Raw genomic sequence first — 23723 nt, 5'->3', positions numbered from 1 at the left:
AGCCGGCTTGCCGGCGAACAGCACGCTGCCTATTCCCCTCATAAGCTAATGCAAATAAGTTATTTATTTCTGCATTCTTAGATCATTTAGTCTCCTCCCACGCCGATCACCGGCCGCCTATGAGGAGCACCCCCATGAAACTGCACTTCCCCCTTCGCCTCCTGGCGGCCGCGTCCCTGGCCGCTGCGAGTTTCTTTGCCCAGGCGGCCGACGTCACCGTCGCCTACCAGACCACCGTCGATCCGGCCAAGGTCGCCCAGGCCGACGGCAGCTATGAAAAAGCCACCCAGGCCAAGATCAACTGGCGCAAATTCGACAACGGTGCCGACGTCATCGCCGCCATCGCTTCCGGCGACGTGCAGATCGGCTACCTGGGCTCCAGCCCCCTGACCGCGGCCATCACCCGCAAGGTGCCGGTACAGACCTTCCTGATCGCCACCCAGATCGGCGCCGCCGAAGCCCTGGTGGCCCGGGACGGTTCCGGGATTACCAACCCCCAGGACCTGATCGGTAAAAAAGTCGCCGTGCCCTTCGTTTCCACCGGCCACTACAGCCTGCTGGCAGCGCTGAAGCACTGGAACATCGATCCCTCGAAAGTGCAGATCCTCAACCTCGCGCCACCGGCGATCATCGCCGCCTGGAAGCGCGGCGATATAGACGCCACCTACGTCTGGGACCCGGCCCTGGGCGTGGCCAAGGAAAACGGCAAGGTGCTGATCACCTCCGGTGAGCTGGCCAAGTTCGGCGCGCCGACCTTCGACGCCTGGATCGTGCGCAAGGATTTCGCCGAGAAGCACCCGGAAATCGTCACGGCCTTTGCCAAGGTGACCCTGGATGCCTACGCCCAGTACCGCAAGGACCCGCAAGCCTGGCTGGCCAACCAGGGCAACGTCGACAAGCTGGTCAAGCTCTCCGGGGCCAAGGCCAGCGATATCCCGCTGCTGCTGCAAGGCAACGTCTACCCACTGGCCGCCGACCAGGTGCTCAGCCTCGGTGCCCCGACCACCAAGGCCATCACCGACACCGCGGTGTTCCTCAAGGAGCAAGGCAAGGTCGAAGCGGTGCTGCCGGACTACGCCCCCTACGTCAGTGCCAAGTTCATCCCTGAATAACCCGCGACCGGACAGGAGATAGCCGTCATGGCCTTGCTACAACTGGAGCGCATCAGCGCACAGTACCCCGGCGCCGCCGAACCGGTGCTGGCGGATATTTCCCTGACCCTGGGGCCACAGCAACTGCTGGTCGCCCTGGGTCCCTCCGGCAGCGGCAAGACCTCGCTGCTGAACCTGATTGCCGGCTTCGTCGACCCCAGCGCCGGGCGCATCAGCCTCGACGGCGTGCCGGTCAAGGGCCCCAGCGCCGAACGTGGCGTGGTGTTCCAGGACGACGCCCTGCTGCCCTGGCAGGACGTGCTGGGCAATGTCGCCTTCGGCCTGGAACTGGCCGGCGTGGCCCGGGCCGCGCGTGAAGCCCGGGCCCGGGAGATGCTCGCCCTGGTGGACCTGGCCGGCTTCGACAAGCGCCGCATCTGGCAGCTTTCCGGCGGACAGAAACAGCGCGTGGGCCTGGCCCGCGCCCTGGCCGCCGACCCGCGCGTGCTGCTGATGGATGAACCCTTCGGCGCCCTGGATGCCTTCACCCGCGAACAGATGCAGGAGCTGCTGCTGCAAGTCTGGCGGCGCACCGCCAAACCGGTGTTCCTGATTACCCACGACATCGAGGAAGCGGTATTCCTCGCGACCGACCTGATCCTCCTGGCGCCCAACCCGGGACAGATCGTCGAGCGCCTGAACCTGGACTTCGGCCAGCGCTACGCCGCCGGCGAATCGGCGCGGGCGATCAAGTCCGACCCGTTGTTCATCGAAACCCGCGAACACGTGCTGGCCCGGGTGTTCTCCCAGCGCAGCGCCACCCAGCAGCAGGAGCGCCCATGAGCAGCTACGAGATTCCCGCCACCGCCACCCGCAATGCCAAGCCGAAAGCGCCACACACCGTGCGCCGCAGCCTGAGCACCCGCTGGATCAGCGTGCTGACCCTGATCACCCTGCTGACCCTGTGGTGGGCGGTGACCGCCAGCGGCCTGATCGAACCGCTGTTCCTGCCTCCGCCTGCCGCCGTGCTGCAAAAAGGCTGGTTGCTGGCCACCAGCGGCTACATGGATTCCACCCTCTGGCAGCACCTGGCGGCGAGCCTGGAGCGCATCGGCCTGGCCCTGGGCTGTGCCGTGCTGACGGCGATTCCGGTGGGCATCGCCATTGGCGCCAACCGCATCGCCCGCGGCGTGCTCGACCCGTTGATCGAGTTCTACCGGCCGATTCCGCCCCTGGCCTACCTGCCGCTGATCGTCATCTGGTGCGGCATTGGCGAGCTGTCCAAGGTGCTGCTGATTTACCTGGCGATCTTCGCCCCGATCGCCATTGCCACCGCCACCGGCGTGCGCACCGTCGACCCGGCCAAGCTGCGCGCCGCGCAGTCTTTGGGCGCCACCCGGGCCCAGCTGATTCGCCACGTGATCCTGCCCAGCGCCTTGCCGGACATTCTCACCGGCGTGCGCATCGGCCTGGGCGTGGGCTGGTCGACCCTGGTGGCCGCGGAGCTGATTGCCGCCACCAGCGGCCTGGGTTTCATGGTGCAGTCCGCCGCGCAGTTCCTGGTCACCGATGTGGTGGTGCTGGGGATACTGGTGATTGCCCTGATCGCCTTCGCCATGGAGATGGGCCTGCGCGCCCTGCAACGCAAGCTGGTGCCCTGGCACGGCCAATCCCACTGACCTGCATGCGCCGCACGCGGCTTATCTGTAGCCGCTGCCGAGCCCTGGCGAGGCTGCGACCGAGCGCGTAGCGCTCGCAACAATCGATGAGGAAGACCTCGTTGCATGGGTTTGCATCTACTGCGCCGCCGTTCGCAGCCTCGCCAAGGCTCGACAGCGGCTACAGGGTCACGACACCGCCAGCGCACCCGTTTTTTTAGTTTGATGCCGATAAACCGAATCCGACCACGCCGAGCGTTCGGCGCCGTACAAGAGAACCACCATGAGCCTGACCATCACCCCTTTAAGCTCTGCCCTCGGCGCCCAGATCAGCGGCATCGACATCAGCCAGCCGCTCAGCGTCGAACAGCGCGACGCCATCGAGCAGGCGCTGCTCAAGCATCAGGTACTGTTCTTCCGCGACCAGCCGATCACCCCACAGCAGCAGGCGCGCTTCGCCGCCCGCTTCGGTGACCTGCACATCCACCCGATCTACCCCAATGTGCCGGAGCAGCCGGAAGTGCTGATTCTCGACACCGCCGAAACCGACGTGCGCGACAACGCCATCTGGCACACCGACGTGACCTTCCTGCCGACCCCGGCCCTGGGCGCGGTGCTCAGCGCCAAGCTGTTGCCGGCTTTCGGCGGCGACACCCTGTGGGCCAGCGGCATCGCCGCCTACGAGGCGCTGTCCGAGCCCATGAAGAACCTGCTGCAGGGCCTGACCGCGACCCACGAATTCATCAAGTCCTTCCCCCTGGAGCGCTTCGGCAACACCCCCGAGGACCTGGCGCGCTGGGAGGAAACCCGACGCAAGAACCCGCCGCTGTCGCACCCGGTGATCCGCACCCACCCGGTGAGCGGGCGCCAGTCGCTGTTCGTCAACGACGGCTTCACCACCAAGATCAACGAACTGTCCGAGAGCGAAAGCGAGGCCATCCTCAAGCTGCTGTTCGCCCACGCCACCCGCCCGGAATTCACCATTCGCTGGCGCTGGCAGGAAAACGACGTGGCCTTCTGGGACAACCGCGTGACCCAGCACTACGCCGTGGACGACTACCGCCCACAGCGTCGAGTCATGCAGCGCGCGACCATTCTTGGGGATGTGCCGTTTTTTCGCTGAGACGCGGGGAGATGCAACAGGCCCCGGCCGCGCTGGATGAGCGAAGCCGGGCACAGCAGGCTATTTGACGCTGGCGGGAGCTTTCTTCTTGCGATTGCCGATGTGAATCGCCTGGCCATTCACCGCCAGCGCGGCTTCATGCAGGGCTTCGGACAGGGTCGGGTGGGAGAACACCATCATCCCCAGGTCTTCGGCGCTGGTGCCGAATTCCATGCCGATTGCGCCTTGCTGGACCAGTTCCGCAGCGCCCGGTCCTATCACATGCACGCCCAGCACCCGATCGGTGGCGGCATCGGCAATCACCTTGACCAGCCCGGCGGTGTCGTTGGCCGCCATGGCCCGGCTGCTGGCGGAGAACGGGAAGGTGCCGATGTTCAGCTCGATGCCCCGGGCCTTGAGGGCCTGCTCGGTCTGGCCGACCCAGGCGATTTCCGGGTGGGTGTAGATCACTGACGGGATCAGCTCGTAATTGAGCGGATGCCGATGCCCGGCGAGGCTCTCGGCCACCATCACGCCTTCTTCCGACGCCTTGTGCGCCAGCATCGGGCCGCGGACCACGTCGCCAATGGCGAACACCCCAGGCACGCTGGTCAGGCACTGGCCATCGACATGAATAAAGCCACGCTCGTCCAACTGCACCCCGCTGTCGGCGGCCAGCAGATCGGTGGTCAGGGGCCGACGCCCCACGGCGACGATCAGGCGATCGAAGGTCTGCTGCTGGTCCTCGCCGCCTTCGCTGAAACGGACCTTGACCCTGTCGCCCTGCACCTCGGAGGCCGTCACCCGGGCCCCCAGGCGGATATCCAGGCCTTGCTTGCCGAGGATCTTCTGCGCCTCCCTGGCGATCTGCACGTCCACTGCCGGCAGGAAGCTGTCGAGGGCTTCGAGCACCGTCACTTCGGCGCCCAGGCGAGCCCAGACCGAGCCCAGTTCCAAGCCGATGACGCCGGCGCCAATCACACCGAGGCGCTGGGGCACGCGGGTGAATTCCAGGGCTCCGGTGGAGTCGACGATCACCTGGTCGGTCAGCGGCGCTGCGGCAATATCGATGGGCCGGGAGCCGGGGGCAAGGATGATGCTGGTGGCGCTGATGCGCCGGGTGCTGCCATCGGCCGCGGTGACTTCCACTTGCTTGTTGGCCAGCAGCTTGCCGTGACCTTCCAGCAAGGCCACGCCATTGGCCTTGAACAGCGAGGCGATGCCACCGTTGAAATTGCGCACCACGCTGTCCTTGCGCGCCAGCATGGCCGGTACATCGATCTGCGGGTTGCTGATGCCGATGCCATGTACGGCAAAGCCGTTGCGCGCTTCGTCGTAGTGATGGGAGCTGTCCAGCAGTGCCTTGGAAGGAATGCAGCCCACATTGAGGCAGGTGCCCCCCAGGGCGGTCTTGCCGTCCTTGCCCTTGTAGCGCTCGATGCAGACCGTCTTCAGTCCCAGCTGCGCCGCCCGGATCGCCGCGACATAGCCGCCGGGACCCGCGCCAATCACGATCACATCGTATTGCTCACTCATAGGTTGCCTTCCTTTGTAGAGACAACATCGACCACGGCTCCCATGGTCCCGTTGTCCTTGAGAATTTTCAGCTGGCCGTGCCCCGCCAACCTCCCGAAAGCCACCGGCGCAACGCCCAGTCCGGCGCCTGGACCCTGTAGGGGCCCGGCACGGGCAATCACTTTTCCTTCGCCACCGGCGAGGCCAGCGCCGGGGCCGCCTTGCACCACGGCACCAGCAGCAGCGCCACCACGAACAGCAGCGCCATCAGCCGGAACACATCACCAAACGCCAGGGTCAGGGCTTCACGTGCCACCAGCCGGCCAAGCATGCCCTGGGCCATCAGATAGGCATGGCCGGAATCCGGAGTCTCGGCGGCGATCTTCAAGGCCAGTTGCCCCATCAGCTCCTGCGCAGCGACAGCCTTGGCGCCCAAGGATTCGGACAAGCGCAGCACCTGGGTGCGGGCATCGTCCTGCAGCCAGGTGTTGACCGTTGCAATGCCGATCGCGCCACCCAGGTTGCGCATCAGGTTGAACAACCCCGAGGCCTGGCGCAGCTCGACGCCCTGAAATGAACTCAAGGCCATGTTGACGCTGGGTACGATGCACAGCATCAGGAACAGGCCGCGGGCCACTTGGGGAACCAGCAGTTCGTCGAACCCCCAGTTGGCGGTGACCCGGGAGGTCAGCCACAGGCTCAGGGCCAGGCCCAGAAAGCCCACCGAGATGATCAAGCGCCGATCGACTCTCTCCGAAGCCCGAGCCGCGATGATCGTGCTCACCAGTTGCCCGATCCCCACCACAAACACCGTGGTGCCGATTTCCAGGCTGTCGAAACCGCGCACTCGCCCGAGAAACACCGGAACCAGATAAGTCGAGGAATACAGTCCGAAACCGATCACCAGGTTCAGCAGGCAGGCAATGGAAAAGGTCCGGTCGCGAAAGGGCCGCAGCGACACAATCGGGTTGTTCGAATACAGCGAGCGCTCGATGAACAGTCCAAAGGACACCAGGCAAACCCAGGCGGCGATGACAATTGCGCTATCACTGAACCAGTCCTTGCGCGGCCCCTCCTCCAGCACATACTCGAAACACCCCAGCGCCAGCGCCATGGCCGCAAAGTGCAGCCAGTCGATGCGCCGCAGCATGGACAGGTCGGGCCGATCCACATCGATCAGCAGCGCAGCGCCCATGCACACCAACAGCCCCGGCAGCACGTTGATGAAGAAGATCCAGCGCCAGTCCAGGTAGAAGGTCACCAGGCCGCCCACCGTAGGACCCAGTGTCGGCGCCAGAACCGCGGTCATCCCGAGAATGGCCGGGACCATCGCCCGCTGCCTGCCTTCGAACAGCACAAAGCCCACGGCAAACACCGTGGGCACCATGGCGCCTCCGGCGAAGCCTTGCAGCGCTCGCAGCACGATCATCGACTCGATGTTCCAGGCCATCCCGCAGCCGACGCTGAACAGGGTAAAAAATGCCGCACCGGCAGCGAACAGCCAGCGGGTGGAGATCGCCTGGGCGAGGAAGGCCGAGAAAGGAATCATGATCAGTTCGGCGATCAGATAGGCGGTCTGCACCCAGCTGACCTCATCGGGACCGGCACTGAGGCCGGCCTGCACATCATTGAGGGAAGCCGCCACGATCTGGATATCGATCAGCGCCATGAACATGCCAAAGGCCATGATGGTGAACACCAGAAGCTTGCGGCGGGCGGACTGTTGACCAGGCTGGGCGCCCACATCAGGGAGCTCGGATGCGCTTGTCGTCACGTTCGGTGCTCCCTGTAGTATTGCGGCCATCATGTGAATATTATGATCGTAATTCAAAACAGCGTGGAGCTTCAACATGGAGCAGAGCAACCAGACTCAGAACGCCATCCTGCAAGCCGCACACGAGATGGAAAAGCCGCGCAAGCGCTCCAAGCGCCCCGTGATCGCCGGCGCTATCGCCCTGACACTGGTGGCGGTCGGGGTGGCCTGGGTACTGATGGCGCCTTCGACCGAAACCACCGACGACGCCTACATTGCCGCCGATGCAACCTCCGTCGCGCCGCGAGTCCACGGCCTGGTCACCGAGGTGCTGGTCAAGGACCACCAAAACGTCACCGCCGGCCAGCCCCTGGTACGCATCAATAGCGAGGAATTCGACAGCCGGGTGACCCTGGCCGCCGGCGACCTGGCCGACAATCAGGCCCAGGTGGCCCTGGCCGAGGCGGCGCTGAAGATTCAACAAGCCGAACAGCGCCTGGCCGACACCCGCGTCCTCGCAGCCCGCACGTCGATCCGCACCACCCAGGCCGAGTCCAAACGCGCCGACGCCGAGCGCAACCGTTTCGACACCCTGGTCACCACCGGAGCCGTGGCGCGCAACGAAGTGGAGAAATACAGCACCCAGGCCATCTCCGCCGAACAAGGCCACGCCTACGCCCAGGCCATGCTGCAAGTGGCGGAAAACGACCTGGCGGTGACCACAGCCCAACGCGAACGCCTGCAAGCACAGCTGCAGATGGCCAAGGCCAGGGTGGTGAGCGCCCAGGCCCGACTCGAACTGGCGCAGCAGGACCTGCGCCACACCACCGTCCATGCGCCAATGGACGGCACCGTCGGCAATCGGCAGGTCCAGGTGGGTGATTACGTGCAACCCGGCTCGCGCCTGCTGACCCTGGTGCCGCTGCACGACCTCTATGTACTGGCCAATTTCAAGGAAACCCAGACCCAGCACATGTCCCCCGGCCAGTCGACCCGGATCAAGATCGATGCCCTGCCGGGGGTGAGCCTCGTCGGCACCGTGGAAAGCCTGGCACCGGGTTCGGGTTCGACCTTCGCCCTGCTGCCCTTCGAGCCGGGCACCGGCAACTTCACCAAGATCGTGCAGCGGGTTCCGGTACGCATCCGCTTCAATGCCGATCAATCCGGCCTCGAACGCCTGCGGCCGGGCCTGTCGGTCACGGCAAAAGTCGATCTGGACAACCCGGGGGAAGGCGCCGTGGCCAGCACCCGGACCACGCTCAAGGTGAGCAGCAACGCGTCCGCAACGGTGCAATGAGCGCCCGCCAAAAAACTCGCCGCTCCTGCCCTGCCCGGTAAAAAAAGCCCCCGGCAAATCACTCTGCCGGGGGCGCGGGACCTGGCGACGTTACTCCGCCAACGACGGTTTTTCCCACAGGTTGATCCGCCCCTCCTTGGCGAAATGATCGATTTGCGCCAGCTCCTCCACACTGAAACTCAGGTTCTGCAAGGCCCCGACGTTCTCGACGATCTGCTCGGGACGGCTGGCACCGATCAAGGCCGAAGTCACCCGCGGATCGCGCAAGGTCCAGGCCAGGGCCAGTTGCGCCAGGCTCTGGCCGCGGTTCCTGGCGATCTCGTTGAGGGCCCGCACATGGGCCAGATTGGCCTCGGACAGGTGCGAAGCCTGCAGCGAGCCTCCACCCGGACGATTGACCCGCGCATCCTCGGGAATGCCATTGAGGTATTTATCGGTGAGCAGCCCCTGAGCCAGGGGAGTAAAGGCGATCACCCCCACGCCCAGCTCATCGGTGGTCTCCAGCAGGTCCTTCTCCACCCAACGATTGAGCATGTTGTAAGCCGGCTGATGGATCAGCAGCGGCACTTTCCACTCCTTGAGCAACGCGGCGATTTCCCGGGTCTTGGCCCCGGAATAGGAGGAAATGCCGATGTACAAGGCCTTGCCCTGCTGCACCGCGCTGGCCAGGGCGCTGGCGGTTTCCTCCAGCGGCGTATCCGGGTCGAAGCGGTGGGAATAAAAGATATCCACATAGTCCAGGCCCAGGCGCTGCAGGCTCTGGTCGAGGCTGGCCAGCACATATTTGCGCGAACCGCCGCCCTGGCCGTAAGGCCCGGGCCACATGTCCCAGCCGGCCTTGCTGGAGATGATCAGCTCATCGCGATAGGCCTTGAAGTCCTCCCGCAACAGACGACCGAAATTGATCTCGGCGCTGCCATAGGGCGGGCCATAGTTGTTGGCCAGGTCGAAGTGATTGATCCCCAGGTCAAAGGCCGTGCGCAACAGGGCACGCTGGGTGTCGATCGGCGTGCTGTCACCGAAGTTGTGCCAAAGCCCCAGGGACAGCGCCGGCAGCACCAGGCCACTGCGGCCGACACGGCGATAAGGGATGGAGTCGTAGCGATTTTCGGCAGCGATATAAGTCATCGAATCCTCTCTGGGTCAGGTCTTTGCAAAACAACTAACGTCGATCATTGCGCCCCGTAGGCGCCAGCTTGCGGGCGAGCCAGCGCCTGCAGCAGGCGGTGGTTACACAAACTGATTCTGCGGCCGCTCCAGCCCCAGGTTCTCGCGCAGCGTGCGGCCCTCGTATTCTGTTCTGAACAGCCCGCGCCGCTGCAGTTCCGGAATCACCCCCGCCGCAAAATCCCGCAGGCCGCCCGGCAGGTGGGGCACCAGCACATTGAAGCCATCAGCCGCGCCCTCCTCGAACCAGGCCTGCAGTTCGTCGGCAATCTGCGCGGGCGTACCGATCAGGCTGTAGTGCCCACGCCCGCCGGCAATCTTGCGCCCCAGCTGAGCCAGGGTCAGGTTGTCCTTGCCGGCCAGTTCGGTGAGCAACTGCTGGCGGCTTTGCTGACCGCTCTCGGTCAGGGGCAACTGCGGCAAAGGTCCATCCAGCGGATAACCGGACAAATCGAAATTGCCCAGCATCCGTCCGAGCAGGGCCACCCCCACTTCGGGCTCCACCAGTACCTGGAACGATTCGAACTTCTCCCGGGCCTGGCTTTCGCTGTCGCCCACCACCACGAACACTCCGGGCATGATTTTCAGCGATTCCGTACTACGATCGTACTGCTTGAGACGCCCTTTCAGGTCCGCATAAAAGGCTTGTGCGGCGGCCCGGGACGGTTGCGCGGTGAACACCACCTCGGCCGTCTGCGCCGCCAGGTCGCGGCCACTTTCCGAGGAGCCGGCCTGCACGATCACCGGGTAACCCTGGGGTGGGCGCGGCACATTCAAGGGCCCTTGGACCTGGAAGAATTCGCCGCGATGATCCAGTAAATGCTGCTTGTTCGGGTCGAAATACTCGCCACTGGCCTTGTTCCGGACAAAGGCGTCGTCCTCCCAGCTGTCCCACAACCCGGTCACCACCTGATGGAATTCCCGGGCCCTGCGATACCGTTCGGCATGCCCGAAATGTTCATCCCGCCCGAAATTCTGCGCTTCGGCGGCATTGTCCGACGTCACCAGGTTCCACCCCGCCCGACCCCCTGAAAGATGGTCCAGCGAAGCGAATTTACGTGCTACGTGGTACGGTACGTTATAGCTCGTAGTGGTAGTGGCAATAAGCCCTATCCGCTCGGTCACGGCCGCCAGGGCAGACAGCAAGGTCAAGGGTTCGAAGTAATCGGAACGGGCCATGCGGCTGGCGATGGTGCCGGTCGGCGCTGCCAGGCTGTCGGCGACGAACAGCGCGTCGAAGCGCGCGGCCTCGGCGATCTGCGCCAGTTCTTTATAGACCGCAAAGTCCAGTCCTGCCTGGGCCGGCACCTGCGGATGACGCCAGGCGGCAACGTGGTGACCGGTGGCCATGAGAAAGGCGCCGAGCTTGAGCTGGCGAGTGGAACGAGACATGGGCAACTCCTGTTTCACACTGCAAAAAAACACCCTCCGCAGCAGCTGGCTTGCCAGCGCAAGCGCCCGCAAGGCCTGGGGCAAGCCGGCGCCTGCAAAGGGTCAGAAGTCCTTGCGTAACTGCACACCGAAATAACGTTCGTCATCCCGGGGCACCGCGCGGTAGATGTAGTTGCCGCCACTGGCCAGCAACGGCGAATAGGACTTGTCGGCCAGGTTCTTGCCCAGCAATGCCACGCGCCAGCCGTCGTTGTAGTCGGCCAGGGCGATGCTGGCGTTCCAGATGCCGTAGGCGCCCTGCCGGGTGTCGGGGTTTTGGCTGATGTCGTACTGCACTTGGCTTTGCCAGCTGTAGTCGGTGCCCAATTCGAGATCCAGGCCGTTATCCAGGGGAATGCTGTAGTCGGCCCGCACGTAGCTTTTCCAATCCGGGCTGAAGGGCAATGGCTTGCCGTTGACGTTGCAGGAAGCGGCGGCGCCCGCCGGGCAGGCGAACGCATCGATGCGCGCCCGGGTGTAGGCCAGGGCCCCGGAGAACTTCAATTGCTGGGTGGCCTGCAGGGCGTAGTCCAGCTCGACGCCTTCACTGCTGACGCGGCCGGCGTTGATCAGGCGGGTCACCACCTGCCCGGCCACGGTGTCGAAGAAGTTGGCCTGGTAGTTGTCGTACTCGCTGTGGAACACCGCCAGGTTGGTGGTCAGGCGATTGTTCCAGCTGCTGGCCTTGATCCCCGCCTCCCAGGTGTTGGACGTCTCGGGCTTGAGCGCATTGGTGTCCCGCGGCTGCATGTTGAAGAACACGTTGTAGGCCGGGCCCTTGTAGCCGCGGGAATAGGTCAGGTAGCTGGTGACGCTGTCGCTGAGGTCGTATTGCAGGCCCAGGCGACCGGACCAGCCGTCCTCGTCCACCGAACCCGAGCTGCGGGTGCCCGGCTGGATCCCGCTGACCGTGGTGGCCGAGGTCGACACCCGACGGTGGTCGTATTTCAGGTCGTCATGGGTCCAGCGCAAACCGGCGATGGCGCGAAAGTCCTCGGTGAAATTCAAGGTGCTTTCGCCGAAGACCGCGTAGCTGTCGTTGGTGGTGCTGTAGTCGGCAATCCCGCGATTGACGCTGGTGGTGGTGGTCAGGGTGCGCTGGTAGGTTTCCTCGTCCTTGCCATGCAGGTAGAACAGGCCGCCGACGTACTCCAGGAACTGCCCCTTGGGCGAGGCCAGGCGCAGTTCCTGCGAATACTGGTTGTAGTCCAGGTCGCCCTTGTCGGCGGTCCCGGGAAACGCCGCGCTGACCGCGCCAAGACGGTCGCCATCCTGGTACTGGGTGTTGTTCCAGCCGCGCCAGGCGGTGATCGAGGTCAGGGTGTAGTCGCCGAGGTTCCAGTCCAGCTGGCCGGACAGGCCCTTGTTGATGTCCTGCACATGGGTGCGGGTATCGGTGTTGATATCGCGGTTGTCGCTGCTGGCCCGGACCGGGCTCAGGGCATTGGCGAAGGCCGGAGTCAGGGCCTTGCTGACCACGCCATTGGGCGCGTCGTCATGGGACTGCATGTAGTCCGCCGCCAGGGTGAACTTGAGGTCGGCGCTAGGGGTGAATTCCAGCTTGCCGCGCACGCCCTTGCGGTTGTAGCCGTTGACCTCCTGGCCGTTGTGGCGGTTGTCCACATTGCCGTCGTAACTGCCGAACAAGGTGGTGACAGACCCCTTGAGGACATCGGGAACCAGGCTGCCGCCAATGCCGAAGCGGGTACGACTTTCATTGCCGCTGTAATAGGACTGGTCGATGTAGCCGTGGGTCTCGGCGGAAGGCGCCTTGGTCACGATATTCAGCACCCCGGCCGAAGCGTTCTTGCCGAACAGCGTGCCCTGAGGCCCGCGCAGCACCTCGATGCGCTCCAGGTCCAGCAGGTCCAGGGTGGCCTGGCCGGGTCGCCCGTAGACCACACCGTCGATCACCGTCGCGACCGTCGGCTCCACCCCCGGCGAAGTGGAAATGGTGCCCACGCCGCGGATGAACAGCGAGGTGTCCTTGTTCGAAGCCCCGGTGCGGAAGTTCAGCGACGGCACCTGCTGCACGATGCTCGCCACGCCGTTGCGGTTGTCGCGCTCCAACTGCTCGCCATCCACCACCGACACCGCCACCGGGACCTTCTGCAGCGACTCTTCGCGGCGCGTGGCGGTGACCGTTACCGACTTCAGGGTCGGCTCCTGATCCTGCGCCGTGGCCGCGCTTTCACTGGCCAGGGCCGCTGGCAACGGCAATGCCGCCAGGCCCGCCAACAGCCAGCCCAGATGCGGGCGCGAGGCCGTGGTGCCACGGATCGAATGCGCGAGTCGGTGTTGCTCCCCATGAAATATCTGCATGCTGCACCTGCTGAAAAATGCCCCGAACCGCTGCCGATCTGCGCCGGCAGCGCCTGAAATCTGTCTTGGGCATTCGCTCGAGCGAGTAGCAGACATGACGCCTTGTTAGCGCTAACATCGCCAGTATCGACACGCTCCGCATAGAGCGTCCAATACTGAAAAATTACTTTTATATGCCTTTTGGTTCAGTCCAAGGAGCGCGCTCATGACCACTGACCCAGCACCTGGCCGCAAGCGCCGCGGCGCCGGCCGCGTGACCCTGAACACCGTGGCGCGCCAGGCCGGGGTGTCGGCGATCACCGTGTCGCGCTACTTCAACCAGCCCGAGAGCGTCTCCGCCGAACGTCGGGAACGCATCGCCGCCGTGGTGGCCGAACTCGGCTACGTGCCCAATCTGGTGGCCGGCGGCTTGGCCTCGGCCCGGGGCAGAATCGTCGCCATGGTCATCCCGAACATTTCCGGACCGATCTTCGCCCAGACCATCCAAGGCTTCAGCGACACCCTAAGCCGCCACGGCTATCAGCTGCTGCTGGCCTCCAGCTACTTCGACGAGAAACAGGAAGAGAGCGCGGTACGGGCCTTTCTCGGCTGGTCACCGGCAGCCCTGGTGCTGACCAGCCACTTCCACAGCCCGGGCACGGAAAAGATGCTCGCCGAAGCCGAGATCCCGCTGATCGAAACCTGGGATTACCAGCCCCAGCGCCAGCCCATGCAGATCGGCTTCAGCCACTTTCAAGTGGGGGTCAGCGCGGTTCGCCACCTGCACGCCAAGGGCTACCGGCGCATCGCCTTCGTGCAGAACAGCGCCCCCGGCGACTACAGCGCGCTGGAGCGCCGCGATGGCTATCTCGCCACCCTGAAAGAGCTGGAGTTGCCACCCCGGGTGTTTGCCCCGGATCCCGACCGTCCTCCCTTCGAAGCCGGCAAGCAGGCCATGGAGGCCCTGATGAGCGCCTCACCGCGCCCCGACGCCATCATCTTCGCCAACGACAACCTGGCCGCCGGCGGCCTGCTGGCGGGGCAACGCGCCGGGCTGAAGATTCCAGAGGACTGCGCAGTGCTGGGCTTTGGCGACTACCCCTTTGCCCAGATGCTGCTGCCGAGCCTGAGCACTATCCAGCCACCGGCGCTGGAGATCGGCGTACTGGCCGCGACCCGGGTCCTGGAAAGCCTTGGGGTGCTGCCGACCCGCACGCCGGTGCAGCGCCTGAACCTGCTGCAATGCCGAGTGATCGAGCGCGAAAGCACCTAGCCTCAGGCCGACAGTTCGCGCAGCGCCGCGGCGGCCAGGAACCCGGAACGCGAGTTGTAGCGCTGGTCACGCTTGACCGTCTGATCGATGCGCTCCAGCAGGTGTTCCGGCAGGGTGGCATTGAAGCGCACCGACTTGCCGAAATACGGCGTCACGTCGAACTCCACCACGCCCCATACACCCCCGGCGTAGTCGGGGTTGTCCAGGTGCTCATCGATCTCGTGCACCTGCGGCAGAGGCTCGCCATCGGCCACCAGCCCTGCGTAATGCAGGGACAACGCCTCCTTCACGTTCTCGAACGCCAGGGACACCGTGTGACCAGCGGAGTAACAGCCCGGCACATCCGGAACGATCACCCCGTATTCAGAGTCGGCATCCTTGTGCAGAACCACCGGGAATTTCATGTCGTTGGACTCCTCATGCAGTAACGGGCTCATTTCAAGCCCGCCTGTTTCAAGATGCTGTTGAGCGTGCCCCTGGGCAGTTCCGCATCCGGATGCTTGAAAGTGACGCGCCCTGGTTTCCAGGGATGCTTGTACTGATGGTGACTGCCCTTCACGGCAATCAGGTACCAACCATCCGCCTCAATCTTGCCGATCATCTCCCGACTGCGCATAACCCTGCCCTGTGGATACCGAACCATCAGGCACCTTATCCAATCCAGCACGCAGCGATACACACTATACACACTTGGTTAATCAATACGCTGATAGCCCAATGCCTGCTCATGAGCACGGGAGACGGCTGGCCGACCAAGAACCCCGTCTCCTTGCATCAGATGGTCTGGTTTGCCGCCTATGCTCCATGGACAGGTCGACAAACACCCCGTGCCGGCCAGCGCGACATCGTCCGACCGCTCCTGCAGGAGACGCTTTCCATGCACACCACCATCATCATCACCTTCGGCCTGATTCTGCTGGCGCTGCTGCTGTTCATCGGCGAGCGGCTGGGCTTTTCCCGATCGATATTGGGCTTTGGATTTACCGGGTTGTGGCTGGCGTTGACGGTGATCAACGGCGCGGTGGGGATGGTTACCGCCCATCAGCCCCTGAGGTCGGAACTGATGGTCGGCAGCCTGGTGTTTGCCGTGCCGGTGCTGGCCCTGGTGCTCTACCTGCTGTTCACCAGGGCCTGAGCGCCTGGCTCAGCGCACCAGATGCAGGAACTGCATGTGGCGTTCGTACTGGTCGAGGATGTCGTTGATGATCTGCTCCTTGCTGTAGCCCATCAGATCGTAATCCTGACTGCCCTCGGCCAGATGCACCTCGGCCCGGTAGTAGCGGCGGTTGCGCAGCTCTTTGGGGCCCATGCCGCCACGGGCGAAGGACGGGGTGAAGTAGCCGCGCATCTGCACCTGGTAGATGAACGGGTGCTGGTCGCCATGACCGATTTCCAGGCTCACGCTGTCGTTGGCCGGGTCGGGCTGGGTCACCACGTTCAGGCCCTTCTCGGCGAACACCGCGGTCACCTCTTCGATGGCCGGGCGCACCGTCTGGTCGAGGAAGCGATACACCTCATCCCGGGACGGGAAGTGCACCGCCTGGCTCAGGCGCTGGCGCCAGCCACCCTTGCCGCGCCGCGAAGGCGCCACCGGGGCCAGGGAGTGCAGTTGGGCAATGCGCCGCTGCGACTCCAGGTAGAACGCCTTGTGCAGCCCCCACATCATCAGCAGCAGGATCAGCGAGAACGGCAGCGAGGTCAGCACCACCGCCGACTTCAGCGAGTCGATGCTGCCAGCGAACAACAGCGCGCTGGTGACCAGCGCGGTCATCGCGCCCCAGAACACCCGCAGCCATTTCGGCCCGTCCTCGTCGGCGTTGCCGCCCTTGGCCGACAGGGTCGAGAGCACCACGGTGCCGGAGTCCGCCGAGGTGACGAAGAACACGAAGCTGATGAACACCGTGACCGCGATCACGGTCTTGCTCCAGGGGTAGGTTTCCAGCAGCAGGTAGAGGGTCATCGACGGGTTGTCGATGGCCGACAGGCCCAGGGCGCTCATGCCGTGGTTGAGCACCTGGTCGATGGCGCTGTTACCGAAGATCGACATCCACGCCAGGGTGAAGCCCAGGGGAATCAGCAGCACGCCGAAGACGAATTCGCGAATGGTCCGGCCGCGGGAGATCCGCGCAATGAACAGCCCCACGAACGGCGACCAGGCAATCCACCAGGCCCAGTAGAACACCGTCCAGCCGCCCAGCCAGTCGCTGGGCTTGTTGTAGGCGTAGACGTCGAAACTCTTGGTCGGCAACGCGCCCAAATAGTCCCCGAGGTTCTGGATCAGGGTGTTGAGCAGGTGCTGGGTCGGACCGGCGAACAGCACGAACAGCAGCAGCGCCACCGCCAGCAGCATGTTGATGTCGGACATCACCCGCACGCCCTTGTCGACTCCCGACACCGCGACAATGATCGCCGCGCCCATCATCAGGGTGATCAGGCCAACCTGAATCCACTGGGTGTGGGCGATGCCGAACAGGTAGTCGAGGCCGGAGTTCAGGTGCAGCACGCCAAAGCCCATGTCGGCGCCCAGGCCGAACACCGTGGCGATGATGCCGAAGCCGTCCACCGCATAGCCGATGGGGCCGTTGATGCGCTTGCCGATCAGCGGGTACAGCGCCGAACGCAGGGCCAGCGGCAGGTTATGCCGGTAGGCGAAGTAGGCCAGGGCCATGCCGACGAAGGCGAACACCCCCCAGCCGTGCAGGCCCCAGTGCAGGAACAGCAACTGCATGCCCTGGCGCGCCGCCTCGGCAGTGCCGGCCTCGCCCTGGGGCGGTTGCAGCATGTGGGTCAGGGGTTCGGAAACGCAGAAGAAGAACAGGGTGATGCTGATCCCGGCGGCGAACAGCATGCCGGCCCAGGACAGGTAACTGAACTCGGGTTCGTCGTGGTCGGCACCGAGCTTGATCTTGCCGTAGCCGGACAAGGCGGTGACCACCACGAAGACCAGGTACAGGGTCATCGCCAGCATGTAGTACCAGCCGACCGTATTGGCCGCCCAGTTTTGCGCCGCCAGGAGCCAGGCGCCGGCCTGTTCCGGCATGGAAATCACCACCACGCCGAAGATCAGGATAAAGCTCGCGGCGAAGTAGAACACCGGAGGGTTCATGCGAATCAGAGTATTCGCGGAGCTGGATGGCGCACTCATGAACGGTGCACCTCGAAGGGATGAAACACGGCTGAAATGTACGGACTCAGCAAAGGCAAGCCTCCTGTTGTGAGCGGGCAGCGAACCACCGGTTTAACTTGAACGAGCGTTCAAGTTAAACATGGATAGGCGCTCGAGGACTAATCGCAGGGCTCAGCGGTACTGTTCAGTACGCTAGCTCAGGGAAGGGTATGACGGATGGCGAACGGAATCGTTCAGCAGAAAAAACGCTGCCAGCTGTGTGTGGCGGTTGATCGTCAAGCAAGGTCCTGCGGACCTTTTCCCAGCCTCGCAGGCTCGGCAGCGGCTACAAGAAGCCGGTGCGGCGGGAGGCATGGACGCCTCTGTAGCCGCTGCCGCAGGCTGCGAACGAGCCGCAGGCTCGCCGGCGATCGCACCACCGCCGAGGCCCCTGCGGTGCCTAGCGCAGCCTGCGGCAGCGGCTACAGAAGGCCAGTCCTACTTTTGCGAGCCGTCGTCGTGCTGCAGGTTGGCCTGGGTCAGGTTGCAACCGGCCGGCACGCTGCGGGTCAGCCAGACGTTGCCGCCAATGGTCGAACCCTTGCCGATGGTGATGCGCCCGAGAATGGTCGCGCCGGCGTAGATCACCACGTCGTCCTCGACGATCGGGTGGCGCGGGTGGCCCTTCTGCAACTGGCCGTCTTCGTCCGCCGGGAAGCGCTTGGCCCCCAGGGTCACCGCCTGGTAGATGCGCACCCGCTCACCGATGATCGCGGTCTCGCCGATCACCACGCCCGTGCCGTGGTCGATGAAGAAGCTGCGGCCGATCTGCGCCCCGGGGTGAATGTCGATGCCGGTGGCCGAGTGGGCGATTTCCGAGCTGATCCGCGCCAGCAACGGCAGGCCGGCACGGTACAGATGGTGCGCCAGGCGGTGGTGAATCACCGCCAGGATGCCCGGGTAGCACAGCAGCACTTCATCGACGCTGCGGGCCGCCGGGTCACCGTGGTAGGCGGCCAGCACGTCGGTGTCCAGCAACACCCGCAGGCCCGGCAGGGCCAGGGCGAAATCCTGGATCAGGCGAATCGCCCGGGCGTTGACTTCGGCATCCGCCTCGCCGTTCTGCCGGGCCACGTAACGCAGCTCCAGGCGCGCCTGGGCCAGCAACGCATTGAGCGCCGCGTCCAGGGTGTGGCCGACGTAAAAGTCCTCACTCTCTTCGCGCAGGTCCACCGGCCCCAGTCGCATGGGGAACAGGGCGCCGCACAGGGCCTCGAGGATCTCCGCCATGGCCGCTCGCGACGGCAGCTCACGCCCGCCCTGCTCGCCGCTGACCCGACCGTTGCGGGTACGCCACTGATCACGGGCATCGCGCAGTTGGCCAACGATGGTCTGCAATTGCCAATGGCTGGAACGCTCGCTCACGATAAGACTCCTTACTCGGGCGGCCGGACAATCGGGCCGCGCAAACGGCGATCACTTTACGCCCCGCCAGGGCGAGGTTTAAGAACTAATTGTTCGGTTTACAGCACTTTTTCGCATAAGCGATTGGCGGTTGCCCGGGCAAATAACGCTGCCTATAGTCCTTGCACCTTCCCTGTTCCGTGCGGCCTCATGATCAAACAACAGCTTGCCCGCTTTCCCCGTCTCGACCTGCTCGGGCACACCACCGCCCTGGAAAAACTCGAACGCCTGTCGGCCTGGATCGGGCGCGATATCTACGTCAAGCGCGACGACACCACGCCCCTGGCCATGGGCGGCAACAAGCTGCGCAAGCTCGAATACCTGGCCGCCGATGCCCTGGCCCAGGGCGCCGATACCCTGATCACCGCCGGGGCCATCCAGTCCAACCACGTGCGCCAGACCGCGGCCCTGGCCGCCAAGCTGGGGCTGGGTTGCGTGGCCCTGCTGGAAAACCCCATCGGCACCGAAGACCCCAACTACCTGGGCAACGGCAACCGCCTGCTGCTGGAGCTGTTCGACGCCAAGGTCGAGTTGGTGGAAAACCTCGACCAGGCCGACGAACAATTGCAGGCCCTGGCCGCGCGCCTGCGCAGCAACGGCAAGAAACCCTACCTGGTGCCCATTGGCGGTTCCAACGCCCTGGGCGCCCTGGGTTATGTGCGCGCCGGCCTGGAGCTGGCGCAGCAGATCGAAGACAGCGGCCTGGACTTCGCCGCGGTGGTCCTGGCCTCCGGCAGCGCCGGCACCCACAGCGGCCTGGCCCTGGCCTTGAGCGAAGTGCTGCCACAGTTGCCGGTGATCGGCGTGACCGTCTCGCGCAGCGACGAGGATCAGCGGCCCAAGGTCCAGGGCCTGGCCGAACGCACCGCCGAGCTGCTGGGAGTGAACCTGCCGGCGGCGTTCAACGTGCAACTGTGGGACGAATACTTCGCCCCCCGTTACGGCGAACCCAATGCCGGCACCCTGGCCGCGGTCAAGTTGCTGGCCAGCCAGGAAGGCCTGTTACTCGACCCGGTGTACACCGGTAAAGCCATGGCCGGCCTGCTGGATGGCGTCGGTCGCCAGCGTTTCAACGATGGCCCGATCATCTTCCTGCACACCGGTGGCGCCCCGGCGCTGTTCGCCTACCCCGGCGCCTTCGCGTAGAAGGTGAAATTTTGCGTAGGAGCCGGCTTGCCGGCGAAGAGGCCCGTAAGCCTTGCACCGCCCTTGACGGCGCCTTCGCTGGCAAGCCAGCACCTGCGGGGTGAATGCCGTGAAGTTTTGCGTAGGAGCCGGCTTGCCGGCGAAGAGGCCCGCAAGCCTTGCGCCGCCCTCGACGGCGCCTTCCCTGGCAAGCCAGCACCTGCTGGATGAATGCCGTGAAGTTGTGCGTAGGAGCCGGCTTGCCGGCGAAGAGGCCCGCAAGCCTTGCGCCGCCCTCGACGGCGCCTTCCCTGGCAAGCCAGCACCTGCTGGATGAATGCCGTGAAGTTGTGCGTAGGAGCCGGCTTGCCGGCGAAGAGGTCCGCAAGCCTTGCGCCGCCCTCGACGGCGCCTTCGCTGGCAAGCCAGCACCTGCGGGGTGAATGCCGTGAAGTTGTGCGTAGGAGCCGGCTTGCCGGCGAAGAGGCCCGTAAGCCTTGCGCCGCCCTCGACGGCGCCTTCGCTGGCAAGCCAGCTCCTACGAGGAAGGAGACTGCTCGCGGACAACCAAACCAAAAAGAATAACAAGATGAATTTATATTATTTTTAAACCTATAAAAGTCACCTTATAGTCGCGCCGCAGGCCGATTTGCCAAAAGACGCATACGCTGCATTAAGGCAGGATAAGGCGTCACTCTCGGCTCACCGATTGGCCTGCATCTCCCACCCGCATCGTGCATAAGAAAATCACAGGGGCTTGTCATGAATCTTTCCGTACTGCGTCGCAATCTGCTGATTGGCACACTGGGCCTGGCCCTCGGTGCCGGACTGATGGGGCAAGCGGTTGCCGGCGAGCAACTGCAGAAGATCAAGGATGCAGGCGTGATCAACGTCGGCCTGGAAGGCACCTACCCACCGTTCAGCTTCGTCGATGAAAACGGCAAGCTGGCCGGCTTCGAAGTGGAATTCTCCGAAGCCCTGGCGAACAAGCTCGGGGTCAAGGTCAAGCTGCAGCCGACCAAGTGGGACGGCATTCTCGCGGCCCTGGAATCCAAGCGCCTGGACGCGGTGATCAACCAGGTGACCATCTCCGAGGAGCGCAAGAAAAAGTACGACTTCTCCACCCCCTACACCGTCTCCGGGATCCAGGCCCTGACCCAGAAAAAGGATGAAGGCAAGTTCAAGACGGCCGCCGACCTGGGTGGCCACAAGGTCGGCGTGGGCCTGGGCACCAACTACGAGCAATGGCTCAAGGACAACGTCCCCAACGCCATCATCAAGACCTACGACGATGATCCGACCAAGTACCAGGACCTGCGCGTAGGCCGTATCGACGCCATTCTGGTGGACCGCCTGGCGGCCTTCGAGCTGATCAAGAAAACCAAGGACACCCTGGTGGTTTCCGGCGAACCCTTCTCCCGCCAGGAAGCCGGTGTGGCCCTGCGCAAGGGCGAACCCGAACTGCTGGCCGCGGTGAACAAGGCGATCGAGGAACTGCGGGCCGACGGCACGCTGAAAAAGCTCTCGGAAAAATACTTCAACGCTGACGTCACCCAATAATGGAAGCAGGCCTGCAACTGGCGCTGGATTCAGCGCCATTTCTCCTCAAGGGCGCGTATTACACGGTCATCCTCAGCCTCGGCGGCATGTTCTTCGGGCTGCTGCTGGGCTTTGGCCTGGCCTTGATGCGCCTGTCGCGCCTGACCCTGGTGAGCTGGATTGCCCGGGTCTACGTGTCGTTCTTTCGCGGCACGCCGCTGCTGGTGCAACTGTTCGTAATCTATTACGGCCTGCCGCAACTGGGGCTGGAACTGGACCCGTTGCCCGCCGCGCTGATCGGCTTCTCCCTGAACATGGCGGCCTACGCCTGTGAAATCCTCAGGGCCGCCATCGGCTCGATCGAACGCGGTCAATGGGAAGCCGCCGCCAGCATCGGCATGACCCGGGCCCAGACCCTGCGCCGGGCGATCCTGCCGCAAGCCATGCGCACGGCCCTGCCGCCTCTGGGCAACAGCTTCATTTCCCTGGTCAAGGACACCGCCCTGGCCGCGACCATCCAGGTGCCGGAACTGTTCCGCCAGGCGCAGCTGATCACCGCCCGTACCTTCGAAATCTTCACCATGTATCTTGCCGCCGCGCTGATCTACTGGGTTCTGGCCAGCGTGCTCGCGCACCTGCAGAACCGCCTGGAGCAGCGGGTCAATCGGCACGACCAGGAGTCCTGAAGCCATGATCGTGGTGGAAAAACTGACCAAGCAGTTCAAGGGCCAGACGGTGCTCGATGGCATCGACCTGCAGGTCAAGGAAGGCGAAGTGATTGCCATCATCGGCCCCAGTGGCTCGGGCAAGACCACCTTCCTGCGCTGCCTGAACTTTCTTGAAGAACCGACCAGCGGACGCATCCGCATCGGCGACATCGCCATCGACAGCAACATCCCCCTGAACCAGCAACAAAGCCGGATCCGCCAGCTGCGCCAGCAAGTGGGTTTCGTGTTCCAGAACTTCAACCTGTTCCCCCACCGCACCGCCCTGGAGAACGTCATCGAAGGCCCGCTGGTGGTGAAGAAGACCCCACGGGAACAGGCCGTTGCCCTGGGTCGTGCGCTGCTGGCCAAGGTCGGCCTGGCGGGCAAGGAAGACAGCTACCCGAGGCGCCTGTCCGGTGGCCAGCAGCAACGGGTGGCGATCGCCCGGGCCCTGGCCATGGAACCGCGGGTGATCCTGTTCGACGAGCCGACTTCGGCCCTGGACCCGGAACTGGTGGGCGAAGTCCTGGCCACCATCCGCAGCCTGGCCGAAGAGAAACGCACCATGATCATCGTCACCCACGAAATGGGCTTCGCCCGGGACGTGGCCAACCGGGTGATCTTCTTCGACAAGGGGGTGATCGTCGAACAGGGCGAAGCCAAGGCGCTGTTCGCCAACCCCCAGCACGAGCGCACCCGCCAGTTCCTCAGCAAGTTTCTCCACCCCGGCACATGAAGCTTGAAACTCCCCTAGCCGGCTGCCCGCTCCCCTTCCAGGCCATGGAGGCCTGATGCTGGCGCCGCAGAAAATCCATAACCTGCTCCGGCTCTCGCCCCAGGCGCGGTGTGACTACCTGATTCGCAAGGTGACGGATTTCCAGGTCATCTGGGGGCTGTTCGCTGACGGCTGGGCCACCGCCGGCTCCGCCCAGGCCAGCGCCATCGCCTTCTGGCCAGAGGCGGAGTTCGCCGCCTGGTGCGCCCACGGCCCATGGCACGGCTTTGAACCCAAGCCCATTGAGCTGGGCCATTTCCTCTCCCACTGGCTGCCTGGCATGCAGCGCGACGCCAGGCTCTGCCTGGTGTTTGCGGATGCGGACGGACAAGGCCTGTTGCTGCCCCCCGAGTCACTGCTGCAATCGCTCACCCACGAGCTGGATCAGTACCAGTAACGCCTGCGGCGGCGCCTGAACG

21 protein-coding genes are annotated in these 23723 nt (G+C 64.4%); 12 read left to right on the top strand and 9 right to left on the bottom strand.

Annotated elements, in window-relative coordinates:
* Positions 1 to 134 precede the first annotated feature (134 nt).
* The 4 genes from tauA to tauD all read left to right on the top strand — a co-directional run bounded on the left by tauA (position 135) and on the right by tauD (position 3872).
* The gene (tauA, locus tag POS17_RS01375; protein WP_060837032.1) at positions 135 to 1112 is read left to right on the top strand and encodes a taurine ABC transporter substrate-binding protein; all 978 of its coding nucleotides are present in this window, start codon (positions 135 to 137) and stop codon (positions 1110 to 1112) included.
* Positions 1113 to 1139: 27 nt separating this feature from the next.
* Positions 1140 to 1934, top strand: coding sequence for a taurine ABC transporter ATP-binding subunit (tauB, locus tag POS17_RS01370; RefSeq protein WP_060837031.1), 795 nt, complete (start codon positions 1140 to 1142; stop codon positions 1932 to 1934).
* Entirely contained in the window at positions 1931 to 2770 is an 840-nt protein-coding gene (gene tauC / locus POS17_RS01365; protein WP_060837030.1) for a taurine ABC transporter permease TauC, read from the top strand. Before tauB ends, tauC begins: the two co-directional genes overlap by 4 nt.
* A gap of 262 nt (positions 2771 to 3032) precedes the next feature.
* Positions 3033 to 3872 (top strand): taurine dioxygenase, encoded by an 840-nt coding sequence (gene tauD / locus POS17_RS01360; RefSeq protein ID WP_060837029.1) that lies wholly within the window; start codon positions 3033 to 3035, stop codon positions 3870 to 3872.
* Between the two features lie 60 nt (positions 3873 to 3932).
* Here the strand turns inward: tauD and lpdA are convergent, their stop codons facing one another.
* Positions 3933 to 5387 (bottom strand): dihydrolipoyl dehydrogenase, encoded by a 1455-nt coding sequence (gene lpdA / locus POS17_RS01355; RefSeq protein WP_060837028.1) that lies wholly within the window; start codon positions 5385 to 5387, stop codon positions 3933 to 3935.
* 157 nt (positions 5388 to 5544) lie between these two features.
* Positions 5545 to 7140 carry a DHA2 family efflux MFS transporter permease subunit gene (locus tag POS17_RS01350; RefSeq protein ID WP_060837027.1) on the bottom strand — a complete coding sequence of 532 codons (1596 nt, stop codon included), beginning with the start codon at positions 7138 to 7140 and terminating at the stop codon, positions 5545 to 5547.
* A gap of 76 nt (positions 7141 to 7216) precedes the next feature.
* On the opposite strand from POS17_RS01350, the gene POS17_RS01345 reads away from it, so the two are divergent.
* The gene (locus tag POS17_RS01345; RefSeq protein WP_060837026.1) at positions 7217 to 8416 is read left to right on the top strand and encodes an HlyD family secretion protein; all 1200 of its coding nucleotides are present in this window, start codon (positions 7217 to 7219) and stop codon (positions 8414 to 8416) included.
* A gap of 90 nt (positions 8417 to 8506) precedes the next feature.
* Here POS17_RS01345 and mgrA read toward each other — a convergent pair whose 3' ends face one another.
* From mgrA to POS17_RS01330, 3 genes are all read right to left on the bottom strand, one after another.
* Entirely contained in the window at positions 8507 to 9544 is a 1038-nt protein-coding gene (gene mgrA / locus POS17_RS01340) for an L-glyceraldehyde 3-phosphate reductase (protein WP_060837025.1), read from the bottom strand.
* A gap of 102 nt (positions 9545 to 9646) precedes the next feature.
* The gene (locus POS17_RS01335) at positions 9647 to 10975 is read right to left on the bottom strand and encodes an LLM class flavin-dependent oxidoreductase (RefSeq protein ID WP_060837024.1); all 1329 of its coding nucleotides are present in this window, start codon (positions 10973 to 10975) and stop codon (positions 9647 to 9649) included.
* Between the two features lie 102 nt (positions 10976 to 11077).
* Positions 11078 to 13336 carry a TonB-dependent receptor gene (locus POS17_RS01330; protein WP_060837023.1) on the bottom strand — a complete coding sequence of 753 codons (2259 nt, stop codon included), beginning with the start codon at positions 13334 to 13336 and terminating at the stop codon, positions 11078 to 11080.
* A gap of 205 nt (positions 13337 to 13541) precedes the next feature.
* Between POS17_RS01330 and POS17_RS01325 the strand changes: the two genes are divergently transcribed.
* A complete protein-coding gene (locus POS17_RS01325; RefSeq protein WP_060837022.1) occupies positions 13542 to 14588 on the top strand; it encodes a LacI family DNA-binding transcriptional regulator in 1047 nt (348 codons plus the stop codon).
* A gap of 2 nt (positions 14589 to 14590) precedes the next feature.
* Here the strand turns inward: POS17_RS01325 and POS17_RS01320 are convergent, their stop codons facing one another.
* A complete protein-coding gene (locus tag POS17_RS01320) occupies positions 14591 to 14992 on the bottom strand; it encodes a type II toxin-antitoxin system HicB family antitoxin (protein ID WP_060841863.1) in 402 nt (133 codons plus the stop codon).
* A 29-nt stretch (positions 14993 to 15021) separates the two neighbouring features.
* A complete protein-coding gene (locus POS17_RS01315) occupies positions 15022 to 15204 on the bottom strand; it encodes a type II toxin-antitoxin system HicA family toxin (protein ID WP_060837021.1) in 183 nt (60 codons plus the stop codon).
* Positions 15205 to 15465: 261 nt separating this feature from the next.
* Between POS17_RS01315 and POS17_RS01310 the strand changes: the two genes are divergently transcribed.
* On the top strand, positions 15466 to 15723 hold the full coding sequence (locus POS17_RS01310) for a hypothetical protein (protein WP_060837020.1): 258 nt from the start codon (positions 15466 to 15468) through the stop codon (positions 15721 to 15723).
* 9 nt (positions 15724 to 15732) lie between these two features.
* Here the strand turns inward: POS17_RS01310 and betT are convergent, their stop codons facing one another.
* Together betT and epsC are read right to left on the bottom strand one after the other, a co-directional pair.
* On the bottom strand, positions 15733 to 17694 hold the full coding sequence (gene betT / locus POS17_RS01305) for a choline transporter BetT (protein ID WP_162492852.1): 1962 nt from the start codon (positions 17692 to 17694) through the stop codon (positions 15733 to 15735).
* Between the two features lie 498 nt (positions 17695 to 18192).
* Positions 18193 to 19119, bottom strand: a complete 927-nt coding sequence (epsC, locus tag POS17_RS01300; RefSeq protein ID WP_041115170.1) for a serine O-acetyltransferase EpsC — start codon at positions 19117 to 19119, stop codon at positions 18193 to 18195.
* Positions 19120 to 19308: 189 nt separating this feature from the next.
* Between epsC and POS17_RS01295 the strand changes: the two genes are divergently transcribed.
* The 5 genes from POS17_RS01295 (at position 19309) to POS17_RS01275 (ending at position 23701) form a co-directional block, all read left to right on the top strand.
* Positions 19309 to 20304, top strand: coding sequence for a D-cysteine desulfhydrase (locus POS17_RS01295; protein ID WP_060837018.1), 996 nt, complete (start codon positions 19309 to 19311; stop codon positions 20302 to 20304).
* A 741-nt stretch (positions 20305 to 21045) separates the two neighbouring features.
* Positions 21046 to 21843, top strand: coding sequence for a cystine ABC transporter substrate-binding protein (tcyJ, locus tag POS17_RS01290; protein WP_060837017.1), 798 nt, complete (start codon positions 21046 to 21048; stop codon positions 21841 to 21843).
* The gene (tcyL, locus tag POS17_RS01285) at positions 21843 to 22508 is read left to right on the top strand and encodes a cystine ABC transporter permease (RefSeq protein ID WP_060837016.1); all 666 of its coding nucleotides are present in this window, start codon (positions 21843 to 21845) and stop codon (positions 22506 to 22508) included. Before tcyJ ends, tcyL begins: the two co-directional genes overlap by 1 nt.
* A 4-nt stretch (positions 22509 to 22512) precedes the next feature.
* The gene (tcyN, locus tag POS17_RS01280) at positions 22513 to 23265 is read left to right on the top strand and encodes an L-cystine ABC transporter ATP-binding protein TcyN (RefSeq protein WP_060837015.1); all 753 of its coding nucleotides are present in this window, start codon (positions 22513 to 22515) and stop codon (positions 23263 to 23265) included.
* 55 nt (positions 23266 to 23320) lie between these two features.
* Positions 23321 to 23701, top strand: coding sequence for a DUF2750 domain-containing protein (locus tag POS17_RS01275; protein ID WP_060837014.1), 381 nt, complete (start codon positions 23321 to 23323; stop codon positions 23699 to 23701).
* Positions 23702 to 23723: the final 22 nt, after the last annotated feature.

This window comes from Pseudomonas sp. Os17 (genome assembly GCF_001547895.1).
In the GTDB taxonomy this organism is placed as follows: domain Bacteria; phylum Pseudomonadota; class Gammaproteobacteria; order Pseudomonadales; family Pseudomonadaceae; genus Aquipseudomonas.
The sequence above is the reverse complement of the archived record's forward strand: the minus strand, read 5'-3'. Positions and strand labels throughout refer to the sequence as shown.